The sequence below is a fragment of the Corallococcus sp. AB049A genome (genome assembly GCF_003668885.1).
Classification (GTDB): Bacteria; Myxococcota; Myxococcia; order Myxococcales; family Myxococcaceae; genus Corallococcus; species Corallococcus interemptor.
In genome coordinates, this window is sequence record NZ_RAWL01000203.1 from 1 (window position 1) to 15214 (window position 15214).

General features: G+C 70.9%; 16 protein-coding genes. 12 read left to right on the forward strand and 4 right to left on the reverse strand.

The genetic code is table 11. The features are described from left to right. Positions 1 to 61: 61 nt before the first annotated feature. Together D7X55_RS21635 and D7X55_RS21640 are read right to left on the reverse strand one after the other, a co-directional pair. Positions 62 to 325, reverse strand: a complete 264-nt coding sequence (locus D7X55_RS21635; RefSeq protein ID WP_120551329.1) for a phosphopantetheine-binding protein — start codon at positions 323 to 325, stop codon at positions 62 to 64. Next, positions 322 to 1989: an AMP-binding protein gene (locus D7X55_RS21640; protein WP_121724070.1), complete on the reverse strand. Its 1668-nt coding sequence runs from the start codon at positions 1987 to 1989 to the stop codon at positions 322 to 324. Before D7X55_RS21640 ends, D7X55_RS21635 begins: the two co-directional genes overlap by 4 nt. A gap of 307 nt (positions 1990 to 2296) precedes the next feature. On the opposite strand from D7X55_RS21640, the gene D7X55_RS21645 reads away from it, so the two are divergent. From D7X55_RS21645 to D7X55_RS21690, 10 genes are all read left to right on the forward strand, one after another. Continuing rightward, positions 2297 to 3136, forward strand: coding sequence for a 1-deoxy-D-xylulose-5-phosphate synthase N-terminal domain-containing protein (locus D7X55_RS21645; RefSeq protein ID WP_121724071.1), 840 nt, complete (start codon positions 2297 to 2299; stop codon positions 3134 to 3136). After that, positions 3133 to 4170 carry a transketolase family protein gene (locus D7X55_RS21650; protein ID WP_121724072.1) on the forward strand — a complete coding sequence of 346 codons (1038 nt, stop codon included), beginning with the start codon at positions 3133 to 3135 and terminating at the stop codon, positions 4168 to 4170. Before D7X55_RS21645 ends, D7X55_RS21650 begins: the two co-directional genes overlap by 4 nt. A gap of 1 nt (position 4171) precedes the next feature. Then, a complete protein-coding gene (gene lysW, locus D7X55_RS21655) occupies positions 4172 to 4375 on the forward strand; it encodes a lysine biosynthesis protein LysW (RefSeq protein ID WP_120551333.1) in 204 nt (67 codons plus the stop codon). 9 nt (positions 4376 to 4384) lie between these two features. Further along, the gene (locus D7X55_RS21660) at positions 4385 to 5236 is read left to right on the forward strand and encodes a RimK family alpha-L-glutamate ligase (RefSeq protein WP_120551334.1); all 852 of its coding nucleotides are present in this window, start codon (positions 4385 to 4387) and stop codon (positions 5234 to 5236) included. Continuing rightward, positions 5233 to 6276, forward strand: coding sequence for an N-acetyl-gamma-glutamyl-phosphate reductase (argC, locus tag D7X55_RS21665; RefSeq protein WP_120551335.1), 1044 nt, complete (start codon positions 5233 to 5235; stop codon positions 6274 to 6276). Before D7X55_RS21660 ends, argC begins: the two co-directional genes overlap by 4 nt. Before the next feature lie 29 nt (positions 6277 to 6305). After that, positions 6306 to 7151: a family 3 encapsulin nanocompartment shell protein gene (locus D7X55_RS21670; protein WP_120551336.1), complete on the forward strand. Its 846-nt coding sequence runs from the start codon at positions 6306 to 6308 to the stop codon at positions 7149 to 7151. Further along, the gene (locus D7X55_RS21675; RefSeq protein ID WP_120551337.1) at positions 7151 to 8146 is read left to right on the forward strand and encodes a sulfotransferase; all 996 of its coding nucleotides are present in this window, start codon (positions 7151 to 7153) and stop codon (positions 8144 to 8146) included. Before D7X55_RS21670 ends, D7X55_RS21675 begins: the two co-directional genes overlap by 1 nt. A gap of 208 nt (positions 8147 to 8354) precedes the next feature. After that, the gene (locus D7X55_RS21680; protein ID WP_120551338.1) at positions 8355 to 9131 is read left to right on the forward strand and encodes an SDR family NAD(P)-dependent oxidoreductase; all 777 of its coding nucleotides are present in this window, start codon (positions 8355 to 8357) and stop codon (positions 9129 to 9131) included. Further along, complete coding sequence (locus tag D7X55_RS21685; RefSeq protein ID WP_120551339.1) at positions 9128 to 9997, forward strand: [LysW]-aminoadipate kinase; 870 nt, start codon at positions 9128 to 9130, stop codon at positions 9995 to 9997. The genes D7X55_RS21680 and D7X55_RS21685 overlap by 4 nt, the downstream gene beginning before the upstream one ends. Continuing rightward, positions 9984 to 11045: a M20/M25/M40 family metallo-hydrolase gene (locus D7X55_RS21690; protein ID WP_121724073.1), complete on the forward strand. Its 1062-nt coding sequence runs from the start codon at positions 9984 to 9986 to the stop codon at positions 11043 to 11045. Before D7X55_RS21685 ends, D7X55_RS21690 begins: the two co-directional genes overlap by 14 nt. Before the next feature lie 4 nt (positions 11046 to 11049). On the opposite strand, the gene D7X55_RS21695 is transcribed toward D7X55_RS21690, so the two are convergent. Beyond that, positions 11050 to 12285, reverse strand: coding sequence for an MFS transporter (locus tag D7X55_RS21695; RefSeq protein WP_120551341.1), 1236 nt, complete (start codon positions 12283 to 12285; stop codon positions 11050 to 11052). A 99-nt stretch (positions 12286 to 12384) separates the two neighbouring features. Here D7X55_RS21695 and D7X55_RS21700 point away from each other — a divergent pair, with 99 nt between their 5' ends. Both D7X55_RS21700 and D7X55_RS21705 read left to right on the forward strand, forming a co-directional pair. Beyond that, entirely contained in the window at positions 12385 to 13311 is a 927-nt protein-coding gene (locus tag D7X55_RS21700) for an RluA family pseudouridine synthase (protein WP_121724074.1), read from the forward strand. Positions 13312 to 13341: 30 nt separating this feature from the next. Next, the gene (locus D7X55_RS21705; RefSeq protein ID WP_147470167.1) at positions 13342 to 14838 is read left to right on the forward strand and encodes a putative metal-binding motif-containing protein; all 1497 of its coding nucleotides are present in this window, start codon (positions 13342 to 13344) and stop codon (positions 14836 to 14838) included. Between the two features lie 9 nt (positions 14839 to 14847). On the opposite strand, the gene D7X55_RS21710 is transcribed toward D7X55_RS21705, so the two are convergent. After that, positions 14848 to 15129, reverse strand: coding sequence for a hypothetical protein (locus D7X55_RS21710; protein ID WP_121724076.1), 282 nt, complete (start codon positions 15127 to 15129; stop codon positions 14848 to 14850). Positions 15130 to 15214 lie beyond the last annotated feature (85 nt).

Sequence of the window (15214 nt, forward strand, 5' to 3'; positions counted from 1 at the left end):
GTCGTCATGTCGCGCTCGGGGGAAAGCGGGGAAGGGGCCGCCCTCGAAGGGGCGGCTCGACTCAGGCGGTCTGCTCCTGGCGCAGCTCGTCGCACAGCGTGGCCACGGCGCGGAGCGTGTTGAACAGCTCCACCATGGACACCTCCACGCCCAGCTCGTTCTCGATGCGGTTGGACAGGACCGTGGCCATCAGCGAGTTGCCGCCAATCTCCAGGAAGTGGTCCTCCGGGCGCACCACCTCCACGCCCAGCAGGTCCTTCCACCACGCGGCGAGCTTCGCTTCCGTGTCCGTGAGGCCGGAGGCTTCTTCGGGGCGCCCGCTCACGCGGGCCTCAGCCGCTCGCGCAGCAGGTACTTGCGCACCTTGCCGGTGGCCGTCTTGGGCATCTCGTCGATGAGATCCAACCGGTCCGGCCAGTACTGGTTGGACATGCCCTGCTGCTTGAGGTGGTCGCGAAGCTCGTTGAGCGTGGGCGGGGCCTCTCCCTCGCGCACCACCACCACGGCGCACACCCGCTCGCCGCCAATCTTGTCGTCCGAGTGCGCGACGACCGCGACCTCCTTCACCTTCGGGTGCGAGTAGAGCGCGGACTCCACCTCCACCACGGGGATCTTGTACCCGTACCGGAAGATGACGTCCTTCAGCCGCCCCACGATGCGGATGCCGCCGCGCCCGTCGTCGCGCGCCAGGTCGCCCGTGTCGAACCAGCCCTCCGCGTCCACCGCCGCCGCGTACACGTCGTCGCGCTTGAAGTAGGTGAGGCACTGGCTGGCGCCGCGCACCAACAGCCGCCCCGTCCCATCCGGATACGGCGTGCCGTCCTCCGCGATCGCGGGGACGATCTTCGTCTCCATCCACGCCACCGCGCGCCCGTCACTCTGGCTGGGCCAGTCCGGCGGATCCTCGTGCCGCGTGATGGTGACCGCGCCGTTCTCCGTCATGCCCCACAGCGTGTGCAGCCGCACGCCGAACACCTCGCGCACCGCCGCGATGAGGTGCGGCGGCACCGGGATGGAGCCCGTGGCCAGCTGCCTCAGCGAGGACGTGTTGCGCTGGCGCTTGCGCTGCAACGCGATGAGGTTCATCAGGTACGTCGGAATGCCGTACGTGAACGTGACGCCGTGCTCCTCGAAGAGCTTGAGCGTCAGCTCCGGGTCGCCCACGTCCATGTAGATGGCCGTGGCCCCCAGCAGGATGGGCATCAGGTACGAGTACGTGAACCCCGTGGACGCCGTCAGCAGCGACGGCAGCGCCACCACGTCCGTCCCGTCGATGCCCAGCGTGTCGCAGAGCGCGCGCGTGATGCCGTAATTCGTGTTGTGCGAGTGCACCACGCCCTTGGGCTCACCCGTGGTGCCGGACGTGTAGAGGATGTTGCACACGTCGTCCGGGGCCGCCGTGGCCACGCCGTCCAGCGACGCCTCCTTCTCCCACTCGCGCTCGATGAAGTGGCGCTCGAAGTCCAGCTCGCCGGGCTGGAGGTCTGTGTTGGCGCCGAGCAGCACGCGGTGGCGCAGCGACGGCAGCACCGCCGCGATGTCCTTCGCCATGTCCCGGTGCGAGTGCCCCGTCCACGACGTGGGCCCCACGTACACGGACGCTTCCGTGCGCCCCAGGATGAACTCCACCTCGCGCCGCCGGTAGTCCGGCGGAATGGGCGCGATGACCGCTCCCAGCCGCGCGCACGCCAGCGCGAGCGCCGTGAAGTGCCAGCCGTTGGGCAGCTGCACCGCGACGATGTCCTCGCGTCCCACGCCCAGCTCGCGCAGGCCCAGCGCGAACCGGTCCATGTATCGCGCCAGCTCCGCGTACGTCAGCCGCGTGATGTCCTTGGAAAAATACCGTGCGGCGATGATCGCGGTCTTGTCCGGGTGCGCGTGGACGCAGCGACGCAGATCGTCAACCACCGTGGTGTCACGCCACCAACCCTTCCGGCGGTACTCCGCGCCCTTCGCCAATGCCGCTGCGTTATGGAAACGCTGCCCCATGTGAAGGTCTCCTCCGAGTGACGGAAAACGGGGGAATGCCAGGCGTGCCGCGCGTGTAACACCGCGAGTTTACCGGGCTAGACGGTTTTTTCTCGTACATCTACATCTTAAGAAAATCCGCGTTGACGGCGCATGATGCGTTTTCCTAGGGTGTCTCACAACAGCCGGATTCCGGGGCTGTGTCAGCGACGCTACGGGCATGACTTTCTCGGCGAACTCAACGACCCCCGGGCTGTCGCGCGACGCGCGGACGCCAGAAGAACCCTCGGCCTCCAGTGGTCCGCTGGCGCCTGCCCGCCCTGGGGACATGGCACCGGGCGCCGCGTCGGACGCGGGGCTGGCGCTGCTGCCTCGCCGGGCGAAGCGGATCCGTCAGACCATCGTGCGGCTGGCGGCGACGCCGTCGGGCTGTCACCTGGGCGGCTCGCTGTCGATGGTGGAGATATTGGTGGCGCTGCTGGGCCGGGTGATGCGCGTGGATCCGCGCGCGCCCAAGGCTCCCGAGCGCGACCACCTCATCCTGTCCAAGGGGCACGCGGCAGCGGGGCTCTACGCGGCGCTCGCGGAGTTCGGCTTCGTGGACGTGGAGACGCTGGTGCGCGAGTACAACGCGGACGGCAGCATCTTCACCGGGCACGTGAACGCGGCGGTGCCGGGCGTGGAGTTCGCCACCGGCAGCCTGGGCCACGGGCTGGGGCTGGGCGTGGGGCTGACGCTCGCGCACGCGCTGCGCGGTGAGCCCAACCGCACCTTCGTCGTCTGCGGCGACGGGGAGATGGGCGAGGGCTCCAACTGGGAAGCGCTCCAGGTGGCGTCACACCGCAAGCTCACGGGGCTGACGCTGATCATCGACCGCAACGGCGGGCAGAACGACGGGCCCACCGAAGCCATCCTGTCGCAGGAGGCGCTGGTGCAGCGCCTGGACGCGTTCGGCTTCCAGTCGCTGGAGGTGGAAGGGCACGACCTGCCCGCGCTGGTCGCCGCGCTGGAGGCGCCCGTCGTGGGCGTCCGTCCTCGCGCCATCGTGGCCCGGACGCGGAAGGGCGCGGGCGTGCCGATGCTCAAGGGCAAGGGGCCGCACTACGCGGTCTTCTCACCGGAGCACCTGCGCCGGGCGCTCGCGTCGCTGGGGGAGGACGCCCAGTGAGCGCGTCGCTCTCCCCGGGGGTGGACCTGGCCCAGACGCCGGAGGCGTGGCTCGCCGCGCACCCGGAGCTGTCCAGCCGGCTGGTGTTCCGGCACGCGGCGGCGCGCTTCGCGGAAGAAGACGCGCGCGTCGTCTTCCTGGAGGCGGACCTGGGCGGCGGAGGCGACCCGTTCGAGAAGCGCCACCCCCAGCGCTACTTCAACCTGGGCATCTGCGAGGCCACCATGCTGGACATGGCGTGTGGCCTGGCGCACGGCGGGCACACCGTCATCGCGCACAGCTTCGCGGCGTTCGGCGTGATGCGCGCGTGCGAGCAGGTGCGGCTGAACCTGGCCTATGCGCGCGCCAACGTGAAGCTGGTGTGCGACTACGGCGGCGTCTCGGGCGCGTTCTTCGGCCCCACGCACCACGCGATTGAGGACCTGGCCGTGCTGCGCGCGATGCCCAACCTCACGGTGGTGTCGCCCGCGGATGGCCTGGAGACGGTGCACGCCACGCGCGCGATGCTCCAGCACGACGGGCCGGTGTACCTGCGGCTGGGCCGCAACCGCGTCACCCGCCTGGACCTCCCACGCCCGCCGTTCGAGCTGGGCCGCGCCGCGCTCCTGCGCGAAGGCGACGACGTGGGGCTCCTGGCGCACGGTGAAGTGGGCGTGTCCGTGGCGCTGGACGCCGCGAAGCTGCTGGAGGCGCAGGGCGTCTCCGCGCGCGTGCTCAATGTGCACACGCTCAAGCCGCTGGACGAGGAGGCGGTGCGTGAGACGGCGTCGCGCACGCGGCTCCTGGTGACGGTGGAGGAGCACAACGTGCTGGGCGGCCTGGGCAGCGCGGTGTGCGAGACGGTGTGCTCGCTGGACCTGCAGCGGCGCGTGCTGCGCGTGGGCTTGCAGGACCGGTACGACTCGCGCGCCGGTTCGCATGAAGCGCTGCTCAAGGGCCATGGGCTGGAGGGCGGGCAGGTGGCCGAGCGCATCCTTGGAGTGCTCCCAAGAACCCCGATGTTTGCCGTGGGACCCGAAGCGAGGAGGGACTGACATGCAGGTCCAGAACCCGAACCCGATGACGCAGTCCGTGCCGCCGGAGCAGTGTCCGCTGTGCGCCCAGCCGGTGCCGGGCGGCAACCGGATCGTGGGTGAGGTGCTCTCCTGTGACGGCTGTTCCGCCGAGCTGGAGGTGGTGGGCGTCAACCCGCTGCGGCTCGAGGAAGCGCCCGAGGTCGAGGAAGACTGGGGGGAGTAGACCCGCGCCATGCGCAAGGTCGACCTCGTCTATACGCGCGTGCGCACCGAGGAGAAGCTCCTCCTCGAGGCGCTGCGCAGGCGCGACTGCGCCGTCAACCTGGTGCAGGACACCGGGATGGTGCTGTCCATGGACCGGCAGCGCGTCACCGACGCCGACACCGTGTTGATGCGCAGCATGTCCTTCACGCGTGCGCGCTACCTGGCCACGTTCCTGGAGATGAAGGGGCTGCGCGTGCTCAACAGCGCGCGGACCATCTCGCTGTGCGGGGACAAGGCGCTCACCAGCGCCGCGCTGGCCGCGAAGGGCGTGCCCATGCCGTGGTCGTTCGTGGCCTTCGACGAGGACGCGTGCCTGGAGGCGATTGAGCAGAAGGGCTACCCGGTGGTGACCAAGCCCGTGCTGGGCAGCTGGGGCCGGATGGTGGCCCGGCTGGACTCGCGCACCGCGGCCGAAGGCGTGCTGTCCACGCGCTTTGGCACCGGCGGCGCGCAGGACCACGTGGCGCTGGTGCAGGAGTACGTGGACAAGCCGGGCTACGACCTGCGCGTCTACGTCGTCGGCCGCGCGGTGGGCGGCCTCCGGCGGCGCTCCGAGCACTGGATCACCAACACCGCGCGCGGCGCGGTGCCGGAGCGCTACGAGGTGCCGGTGGTGCACGCGAAGCTGGCGGAGGCCGCGGCGGAGGCGGTGGGCGGGGACATGGTGGCGGTGGACCTGCTGGAGACGCGCGGCGGCGACATCTACGTCAACGAAATCAACCACTGCGTGGAGTTCGCGCGCAGCATCGACGAGACGGGCGTTCCGCTGCCGGACCTCATCGCGGAGTACGTCGCGTCCGGAGCGGGAGCCCGGCGATGAGCGTGCGCGTGGCGGTGCTGGGGGCCGCGGGCTACACCGGCGGCGAGGTGCTGCGCCTCTTGCTCGCGCACCCGGCCGTGGAGGTGGTGCAGGCCACCTCCGGCCAGTTCGCCGGCAAGCGCCTGGACTTCCCGCACCCGCACCTGCGCGGAGTGGGCACGCTGCGCTACACGCCGCACGACGCGCTGGAGCCCTGCGACGTGCTGGTGAGCTGCCTGCCCCAAGGCGAGCTGATCAATCGCTGGCAGAAGGTGTCCCGGCTGGCGGAGCGCGTGGTGGACCTGAGCGCGGACTTCCGCCTGGACGCCTCGGGGCACGCGCGCTGGTACGGCAAGCACCCGCGCCCGGAGGACGTCCCCGCGTTCGTCTACGGCCTGCCGGAGTGGATGGGGGACGCGCTGACGAACGCGCGCCACGTCGCGATCCCCGGCTGCATGGCGCACGCGGGGCTCCTGGCGCTCCTGCCGCTGCTGCACGCGGGGCTCGTGCGCCCGGACGTGCTGGTGGTGGACGCGAAGACTGGGTCGTCCGGGGGCGGTTCGACTCCGGACCGCTCGTCGCACCACCCGGAGCGGGCGAACGCGCTGCGCTGCTACAAGCCGGTGGGCCACCGGCACACGGGGGAGCTGGAGGGCGTGGTGGCGCGGGTCACCGGCCAGCAGCCCACCATCCACTTCAGCGCCACGGCGGTGCCAGGCGTGCGCGGCATCCTGGCGACGGTGCACGCCTTCGCGGCGCGGCCGGTGGACGAGCCGGAGGTGGTGCGCGCCATCGCCACGCGCTACCGCGAGAAGCCCTTCGTGCGGCTCTTGCGCCCCAGCGCGTCCCTGTCTCCGTTCCCGGAGCCCGGGCCGCTCCTGGGCACGAACCACTGTGACCTGTCGGTGGACGTGGACCCGGAGCGGGGCCGCGTGGTGGTGAACGCCGCCATCGACAACCTGGTGAAGGGCGCCGCTGGCACGGCGGTGCATGCGTTGAACCTGATGCTGGGCCGCCCGGAGACGGAAGGGCTGGGCTTCCGGGGCCTGCATCCGCTCTAGAGCGCTGTTCATTCCGAGGAGCCCCACCCATGAGCTTGAGCACGAAATCCCCTGGAGAGGTGTTCGCGGCCGCGGTCCAGAAGCAGGGCACGAAGGCGCACGTGGACTACGACAACTCCATCGTGGACGCGTTCCCCGGCTTCAAGCGCCGTCCGCGCATCGCGGTGCGCGGCATGTTCAAGACGGCGAAGGCGGAGCGCGACCCGGTGCCCTTCTGGTACGAGACGCATCCGCAGGCGAAGCCCACCGGCCCGGTGCAGGACGTGGAGCTGCGGCCGGAGGCCGGCTTCGAGTTCCACCAGGACACGCAGGCGCTCAAGCCCACGCGCGCGTGGATTCAAGTGCCGCGCAACCTGCTGGAGGATCCGAAGTCGCTGGCGCAGTTCATCGACTTCCGGCTGCTGGTGCGGCTGAACACGGCGGAGAACCAGGCGCTGTGCATCGGCAAGGGCGGGGACGGCGTGCGGGGCCTGTTGCACACGCCGGGCATCGTGCGGCTGCCGGCGCAGAAGACGGCGGTGCGGTCGCTGCTCAACGCGTGCGCGCAGGTGGAGCAGATGGGCGGGTCCGCGGACGGCATCGTCATCAACTCGTTGGACTTCTACGAGCACCTGGTGGGCCAGCAGTCGCTCCTGTCGGACCTGGCGGCCATGGGCATCCGCCTGTGCCGCACGCGCATGGTGAACCCGGGCACCATCATCGTGGGGGACTTCACCGCCGCGGCGACGCTGTATGACAGCGAGCGCTCGGTCATCCGGTTCGCGGAGCCGCCGCCGGGCATCTTCCCGCGTGAGGGACTGGCGGCCTACGGCGAGGTCTACACGACGCTCGCGGTGCACTTGCCCACCCACTTCTTCGTGGCGTCGCTGACCTGATGGCCTCCGCGAGCGCGAAGGGCGAGGGCGCGCAGCTCACGGTCCTCTACATCACCGGCTGGTGCCGCAGCGGCAGCACCATCCTGGGCAACGTGCTCAACGAGGTGCCGGGCTTCTTCCACGTGGGGGAGCTGAGCTTCCTATGGAAGAACGCGTACGGGAACGGCTCCAACACGCTGTGCGGCTGCGGCCAGCAGCTGTTGGAGTGCGGCATCTGGAACACGGTGCTGACCTCCGGCGTGCCGGCGGGCCTGACGCCGCGTGCGCACGCGGAGGCGGTGGTGCGCCGGCAGCAGGCCGCGGTGCGCACGCGGCACACGCTGCGGGTGTTGGATCAGGCGGAGGACTCGCAGGCGCTCCAGTCGCACGCGGACTTCCTGGCGCGCACGTACCGCACCATCGCGCGGGCCACGGGGAGCACGGTGCTGGTGGACAGCGGGAAGTTCCCCTCCGAGGCGGCGCTGCTGCCGCACGTGGAGGGCATCCGGCCGCTGTACCTGCACCTGGTGCGCGACCCGCGTGCGGTGACGCATTCGTGGACGAAGACGAAGCAGTATGTCGTCCCCATGTCCGCCGCGCGCAGCACGGCGTACTGGTTGGGCTTCAACGCGGCGTCGGAGGAGGTGACGCGGAGGTTCCCCGCCCAGTCGCTGTTCCTGCGCTACGAGGACTTCATCGCCGCGCCGGACCGCGCCGTGGACACGGTGCTGGACCTGGTGGGCGTGCCACGGGCGCAGAACCCGGTGAAGGGGCGCACGGTGGTGCTGGGCAAGAACCACACCGTCACGGGCAACCCGGACCGCTTCCGCAGCGGCCCCACGCTCCTGCGCGGCGAGGACGACGCGTGGAAGGGGGAGCTGGCCTCCGGAGCGAAGGCGCTCACCGTGGCGCTCGCGTGGCCGCTGATGGCGAAGTACGGCTACTTCAGCGGAGCCAGGCGCGCACCCATCGGAGGAACCGCGCCGGACGCAGCGGGCGGGGAGCCCCGTCCCTGAGTCCTCGGACATGAGCCCTGTCCCCACGGATGAGAAGGCAAGAAACCCATCGGGCCCCCGCCGGGGGCGCGCCGAAAAAACCTGTCCGACAGTCGGACAGGTTTTGGATCGCGCCGGGCCGGAGGTGGGGCTTGGGGCTTGATGCGATGAGTCAGCCATTGGCATCGGGTTGAAGTGCTTTGAACCTTGAAGGTCTGGAGGGACGCGGATGGAACTGGGACTCGCCAACAAGGTTGCTCTCGTCGCCGGTGGCTCCAGCGGGCTGGGCCTCGCTGTCGCGGAGGAACTGGCGAAGGAGGGCGCGCATGTCGCCATCGGTGCTCGGGACTCGGACCGACTGGCCCAGGCCGAGGCCCGGCTCAAGTCCGTGGCCCGTGGCGGCCGGGTGCTGGCCTCCCGCGTGGACGTGAAGGATGACGCCGAGGTCCGCCGCTGGGTGGAAGACGTGGTTGCCAAGCTGGGCGCCCTGCACGTCGTCGTCACCAACAGCGGAGGACCTCCCCCGGGCCCTGCGTCCACCTTCGGCGTGGATGCGTACAAGAGCGCTGCGGACGCGGTGCTGCTGCCTCCCATCTCCCTGGCGCTCGCGGCGCTGCCGCATTTGAAGAAGGCCGGGTGGGGACGCCTGCTGTTCATCACCTCGGAGACCGTGCACCGGCCGGTGGCGCGCTTCGCGCTGTCCGGCTTCGCTCGCATGGGCATCGTCGGCTTCTCCGCCGCGCTGGTGCAGGAACTGGGCGATGCCGGCATCACCGTCAACGTCCTCGCTCCGGGCTACATGCGCACGCCTCCCGTGGAGCGCACCGCCGGCAACGCGGGCGACGTGGAGGCCGGCCTTCGCGCCATGGGCGCGCACATCCCGCTCAAGCGCGTGGGGCTCCCGGAGGAGTTCGCTGCCGCCGCGGTGTTCCTCGCCAGCGAGCGCGCGTCCTTCATCACTGGCACCGTGCAGCTCGTGGACGGCGGCGCGAGCGTCATCGGATGAGCGCCACCGCCGGTGCCTCCTCCCGCCGTCCCGTCGTCGTGAAGATTGGCGGCGCGGCGGGCGTGGACCTGGAGAACGTCTGCTCGGACGTGGCGGAGCTCGTCCGCCAGGGCGAGCGCGTCGTCGTCGTCAATGGCGGGTCGGAGGCGGGTGAGCGGCTCCTGGGCTCGCTGGGGCTGGAGCGCCCGGAGGCCACCACCGCGAACGGCAACGTCGTGCGCCTCACCTACGCGCCCACGCTGCGCGCGCTCACCATGGCGTGGGTGGGCGAGGTCAACAAGGCCGTGGTGCTGGCGCTGCTGTCGAAGGGCGTCACCGCGCTGGGGCTGTGCGGCGCGGACGGACGCGTGCTCACCGCGCGCAGACGGCCGCCGCTCAAGCTGCAGGACTCCGGCGGACGGATGCGCATCGACCGCGAACACCTGGCCGGGGAGGTCTCGTCGGTGAACGCGGCGCTCCTGGGGTCGCTGCTGGACGGCGGCTATGTGCCCGTCGTGTGTCCTCCCGCCGTGACGGAGGATGGCGTGCTCGTGAACGTGGACGCGGACCATGTGGCGTCGTCCATCGCGGCGGCGGTGGGCGCGAAGGCCCTGGTCATCCTCTCCAACGTGCCGGGGCTGCTCGCGGATCCGAAGGACCCCTCGTCGCTGGTGCGCTCGAGCGACGACGTGGCGGGCTGCATGCCGCTGGCGGGCGGACGCATGCGCTACAAGCTGGAGGCCGTCCGCCGCGCGCTGGAGGGCGGAGTCCCCACCGCGTACGTGAGCGCGTCCCGCGTGGCCCGGCCGGTGTTCGCCGCGCTGGAGGAGGCGGGCGGTACGAAGTTCACCCTTCGCGATGGAGGCAGGGCGGATGCGGGCGCGTGAGCCGGGCGTCGACTTGTTGCGGTGGATGGTGGAGCAGTACAGCCCCAGTCACCAGGAGGCCTCCTTCGCCGGAGCGCTGGTGGAGCGGCTGGCGGCTCGCGGCTGGCGCGCGCACACCGACGCCGTGGGCAACGCCGTCGCCCGCCATGGGGACGGGGGCACCGTCATCGCGTTCCTGGGCCACATCGACACCGTGCCCGGCGAAGTGCCCGTGCGGCTGGAGGGACAGAAGCTCTACGGCCGGGGCGCGGTGGACGCCAAGGGCCCGCTGTGCGCGTTCATCGAAGCCGTGGAGCTGCTGGACGACGCCGAGCGCGCCGGCAAGCAGTTCCTCCTGCTGGGCTGCGTGGAGGAGGAGGTCGCCATCACTCGCGGCGCCCTGCACGTGCGCGACCAGTACGCCCCGGACTTCGTCATCAACGGCGAGCCCAGCGGCGCGCACGCGGTGACCCTTGGCTACAAGGGGCTGTTGCGCCTGGACCTGGAGCACCGCGCCAGCCGCCGCCACACCGCGAGCCGCGACTACCGCGCCGCCGCCGAGCACGTCATCGACGCATGGAACGCGCTCAAGCGCCTGTGCGACGACTGGAACCGCGAGCGCCCATCCCTCTTCGAGCAGAACCTGCCCTCCCTCAACGCCTTCCACACCGGCGCCACGGAGACGGAGGAGTGGGCCACCGCCGCGGTGAGCATCCGCACCGGCCCGTCCACGGACACCGGCGCGCTGCTCGCGGCGCTGGCCACCGTGCCCACCGTGACGGTGCGCACCGTGGCGCGCAAGGACGCCGTGTCCACGAACGGCAACGACGCGCTCTCCCGCGTCTTCAAGCAGGCCATCCGCGAGCGCGGCGTGAAGCCCACCCTGCGCCTGAAGACGGGCACGTCCGACTGGAACACCGTGGCCTCCGCGTGGAGCGTGCCCACCGTGGCGTACGGCCCCGGCGACGCGGCGTTGGACCACACGCCGAACGAGCACATCGACCTGCCGGAGTACGAGGAGGGCGTCGCGGTGCTCGCGCGCGTGCTGGCGCTCCTGCCCGCGAAGTGAACGCTCAGGTGCCCAGCGCGGCCAGGCCCCTGGAGCGCAGCGTCCGCATCCCCACCACGATGCCGAAGAAGAGCAGCGCGCAGCCCGCGGTGATGGGCCGCACGCCCACGTGGTCCGACAGCGCGCCCTGGCCCCAGACGCCCAGGATGTAGCCCGCGTTCACCAGCAGGAGGAACAGGCTGCTCACGCGCGCCTGCAGCTCCGGCGGCGTGCGCGCCTGGCACACCGTCTTCAAGCCGGTGAAGGCCACCAGGTACACCGCGCCCAGGATGAACAGCGTCACCAGGGCCACCGGCAGGGAGGGGGACAGCCAGTAGGCCGCGGAGCACAGCCCCACGAGCAGCAGCGACGCCTCCAGGAAGGCCCGGCGCCCCATCCTCGCGGCGATGGGGCCGGAGCCGAACGCCGCGATGACCGCGCCCGTCCCCTGCGCGGTGAGCAGCAGGGACGTGGTCGTCGCGTCCCCACCCAGCACCTTCAGCGCGAACACCGGCACCAGGCCCACGAAGGGAGAGATGAGCAGGCCCACCAGCGCGCCGGAGCCCAGCGCGAGCGCGATGCCCGGATCCGTCCACGCCAGCCGCACGCCCCGCATGATGCCGGCCCACAGCGCCTCCACCTTCGGAGGCAGGCCACTGACCGCGCCGCGCATCCCCGCGAGCGCCAGCAGCACGGCGAGGAACGACAGCGTGTTGACGAACAGCGCCCCGGCGATGCCCACCTTCGTGAGCACCAGCGCGGCCAGCACCGGACCGATGATGCGCCCCAGGTTGAACTGCGCCGAGTCCAGGCTGAGCGCGTTGTGCAGGTCCTCGGGGGGCACCACCGCCACGGTGAGCGCCGTGGCGCAGGGGATGACCAGCGTGCTGAAGGCGCCGTTGAGCAGCGCGATGGCCGCCACCCACGGCACGGACAGGTTCCCCGTGCCGGCCAGCACCGTGAGCAGCGCGGCCAGCAGCGCCTGCACGCACACGCACACGGCCATGAAGGTGCGCCGGTCGAAGCGGTCCGCGAGCGCGCCCCCCAGCGGCGCGAGGATGAGCGACGGCAGGTGCGTCAGCGCGGCGACACCGCCCGTCCACGCGGCCTGGCCCGTCACCTCCGTGACGTAGACGCCCAGGGAGACGGACTCCATCCACGTGCCGATGTTCGACACGAGCGTGCCCAGCCACAGAAGGGTGAAGTCGCGGTGGGACAGGGCCCGGACAGCAGCCGAACGGGAAAACAGGGAGGTGGCCACGGAGAGCCTCGTTCTACTGCGCGCCCCTGACGCGTGCCCGGTAAGCCCACGCCTACACGGCGGTTGACTCCTCGCCTGCCTTGAGAGACGGGGAAAGGCATGACGCGGCACAAGGTTCTCGTGGTTCCCCGGGAAATTGCTGGCGAGCGGCTGGATCGCTTCCTGACGAAGCACGTCCCGGGCCTCACGCCGGAGCGGGCCCGGGCGCTGCTGGACGCGGGGCGGGTGCGCATCCGGGGCAAGAAGGCGCAGGCCACGCGCAAGCTGTGGGGCGGCGAGGAGCTCACGCTGGAGACGCCGGAGCCCCGGCCGTCGCCGCATGCCTCGCTGGAAGGCCCGGAGTTGCCGGTGCTGTACGACGACGCGGCGCTCGTCATCGTGGCCAAGCCGCCGGGGCTGGTGGTGGAGCCGGAGGGGCGGGCGGCGTCGGTGGTGGGGCTGCTCGCGGCGAGATGCCCCCCGTTCGACGTGGAGGGCGTGGCCGCGCCCGGCGTGGTGCACCGGCTGGACCGCGAGACGAGCGGATGTCTGGCATTGGCCCGCACGGATGACGCGGTGGCGGCGCTGCTCCTGGCGTTCCAGGAGAAGCGCGTGGACAAGCGCTACCAGACGCTGGTGCTGGGCCGTCCGCCGGAGACGGGGAGACTGGAAGGACCGTACGCGAGGGACCCGAAGGATCCGCGCCGCTTCACCACCCGCGTGCCCTCCGCGAGGCGCGCGGCGCTGACGTTCACGGTGCGCGAGCGGTTCCGGGATGGGGCGCTCCTGGACATCGACCTGGACACGGGGCGCACGCATCAGATCCGCGTGCAGCTGTCGGAAGCCGGCTTCCCGGTGCTGGGCGATTCGCTCTACGGCACGGAAGAGGCACGCAGGCACCCGGCGGCGCTCGCGGTGGGACGTCAGGCTTTGCACGCGTGGCGGCTGGAGGTTCCGTCCTCCGCGACGGGGCGGATCATCCAGGTGGAGTCGCCGCCGCCAGAGGACTTCGAGCGGGGGCTCACGGTGCTGCGTCAGACCGCGTGATAGGGTTCAGGCATTGGGGAAGAGGGGAACATGCAATCGCGGATGAAGTCGTTGGTGGTGGCCCTGTGGCTCGTGGGCTGTGGATCCTCCACGAGCCCGTCGGAGCCGGAGCGGGACGCGGGCACGCAGGTGGATGCGGGCACCCGGACCGACGCGGGCGTCACGGACGACGCGGGAACGCCTGACAGTGGCATCGCGGAGGGCCTTCCCTGCGAGAAGACCCAGGGCGTGTGCGCGGGAGCGAAGCGCGCGTGGGTGGACGGGGCCTATGAGCCCGTGTGCACGGCGCGCTCGTACGGCGCGGACTACGAGGCGTCGGAGACGCGCTGCGATGGTCTGGACAACGATTGCGACGGGGTGACGGATCCGTCGACGTGGACGGATGTCATCGCGACGAACTTCGTGGCCGACGATGACTCGGTGGACAGCCTGCCCGTGGCAGGGGGCTTCCTGATGACCTACATCGACAGCTCGGAGGGCATCAAGGTCCTCCGGTTCGACGAGTCCCTGGGCCTGCGAGGCACATCGCTCATCCCGTTGGATGCAGCTTCGTCGCCCATCACGCAGGTCCAGTTGCTGCGCACCTCGCGCGGGCTGGCGCTCTACTTCACGGCGAATCATTCCCAGTCGGGCTCCTCCTTTGCTCAGGGACACCTCGTGTATCTGGATGAGCAGGGCGTTCCGCTCGGCGCTCCCGAAGGCGTCGTCCTGTTCGAGCAGTCCCGGTACTTTGGGGGCTGGGGGGGCAGGGCGCGTGTGGCCGCATCCGTGGATGGCGCCCGGATCGCCGTGGTCTGGAACGTGGACATGCTCGATGTCCGCGAGGTGCGGGGCATGATCGTCGACGCGGATGGACAGGTCCTGGCCGAGCCCCGGGCGTTGTTCAAGTCGGACGCTTCTCATTTCCTCTCGCCCGCCGTGCTGGGCATCGAGGATGGAGGTTTCCTGATCACGGCTCATGAGGATGATGGGGATCGCGGAAAGTGGTGGTTCCGGATGCGGCGTTGGGACCGCGAACTGGGCCCCGTGGGGGAAGAGCGAGTCTTGCCCTCGGTGTACATGGCCATCCCCAAGCTCCTGATGGCGCCAGGGGAAGCCGGCGGCGGATGGGAGCCGACGTTGCTCTACCGCGAACCGGATGGGCACACGCCCCGGATCCATCAGCTGCGGTCACTCTTCGAACCGAAGATGTCCGAGACGCTGACGCCCGTGACGTGGAGCCAGTCCGCGGCGTTTGGCGCCACGGTCACCTCCCGGGGGCTCCAGCTGGCCTGGCTCGCCACGAACGTCGGGGATGTCATCCCGAGCGGTCCCTACGCGCCCTGGAATGGACGGCTCTGGGGCTTGAGCCCGTCCGGCGTCATGACGGATTGGACTCCGGGCCCCGCGCCTCTGCCCATCTATCTGCAGGGCGCCGCGGTCCGGCTGCATGAGCTTCCCGGAGGCTGGATGGGAGCCCTCCTGAGGACGGGGACGGACAATCCCCGGACCTACGCCTTCCACTCGCTTCGCTACTGCGCGCCCTGAGCCCGGCGGCTACTCGCGGCGGAGGGAGTCGTCCTCGTCCTCGGGCGGCTCCAGCCGGGCCTGCCGCTCACTGGCCTCCTGGGAGGCCTCGGCGTCACCGGCGTGTACGCGGGCCGCGGCCTCGTCGTCCTGAGCACTGGTCCATGTCGTGTGGCCTCCCGCGAAGCCCTCCAGGGGACGGGCGCCGCGATGCGCCTCCACCTCCAGGTCCTTCTGCTCCTCCGCACGAAGCCGCTCACGCTCCTGCTCTCGCTCGTGCTCATGCTGCTTCTCGAGAATCCGGTCCGCCATCGCGCATCACCTCCTGCCCTCAAGCTGCCTCTTATACACATCTCCGAGCCCACGAGACCGGAGCCTACCTCGTATGCCGTCTTCT

Bases quoted from the DNA above. Each gene is read 5' to 3' on its own strand.
- D7X55_RS21640 (WP_121724070.1), bottom strand. From the start codon at position 1,989: ATGGGGCAGCGTTTCCATAACGCAGCGGCATTGGCGAAGGGCGCGGAG.
- D7X55_RS21645 (WP_121724071.1), top strand. From the start codon at position 2,297: ATGGCACCGGGCGCCGCGTCGGACGCGGGGCTGGCGCTGCTGCCTCGC.
- lysW (WP_120551333.1), top strand. From the start codon at position 4,172: ATGCAGGTCCAGAACCCGAACCCGATGACGCAGTCCGTGCCGCCGGAG.
- D7X55_RS21660 (WP_120551334.1), top strand. From the start codon at position 4,385: ATGCGCAAGGTCGACCTCGTCTATACGCGCGTGCGCACCGAGGAGAAG.
- argC (WP_120551335.1), top strand. From the start codon at position 5,233: ATGAGCGTGCGCGTGGCGGTGCTGGGGGCCGCGGGCTACACCGGCGGC.
- D7X55_RS21670 (WP_120551336.1), top strand. From the start codon at position 6,306: ATGAGCTTGAGCACGAAATCCCCTGGAGAGGTGTTCGCGGCCGCGGTC.
- D7X55_RS21675 (WP_120551337.1), top strand. From the start codon at position 7,151: ATGGCCTCCGCGAGCGCGAAGGGCGAGGGCGCGCAGCTCACGGTCCTC.
- D7X55_RS21680 (WP_120551338.1), top strand. From the start codon at position 8,355: ATGGAACTGGGACTCGCCAACAAGGTTGCTCTCGTCGCCGGTGGCTCC.
- D7X55_RS21685 (WP_120551339.1), top strand. From the start codon at position 9,128: ATGAGCGCCACCGCCGGTGCCTCCTCCCGCCGTCCCGTCGTCGTGAAG.
- D7X55_RS21690 (WP_121724073.1), top strand. From the start codon at position 9,984: ATGCGGGCGCGTGAGCCGGGCGTCGACTTGTTGCGGTGGATGGTGGAG.
- D7X55_RS21700 (WP_121724074.1), top strand. From the start codon at position 12,385: ATGACGCGGCACAAGGTTCTCGTGGTTCCCCGGGAAATTGCTGGCGAG.
- D7X55_RS21705 (WP_147470167.1), top strand. From the start codon at position 13,342: ATGCAATCGCGGATGAAGTCGTTGGTGGTGGCCCTGTGGCTCGTGGGC.
- D7X55_RS21710 (WP_121724076.1), bottom strand. From the start codon at position 15,129: ATGGCGGACCGGATTCTCGAGAAGCAGCATGAGCACGAGCGAGAGCAG.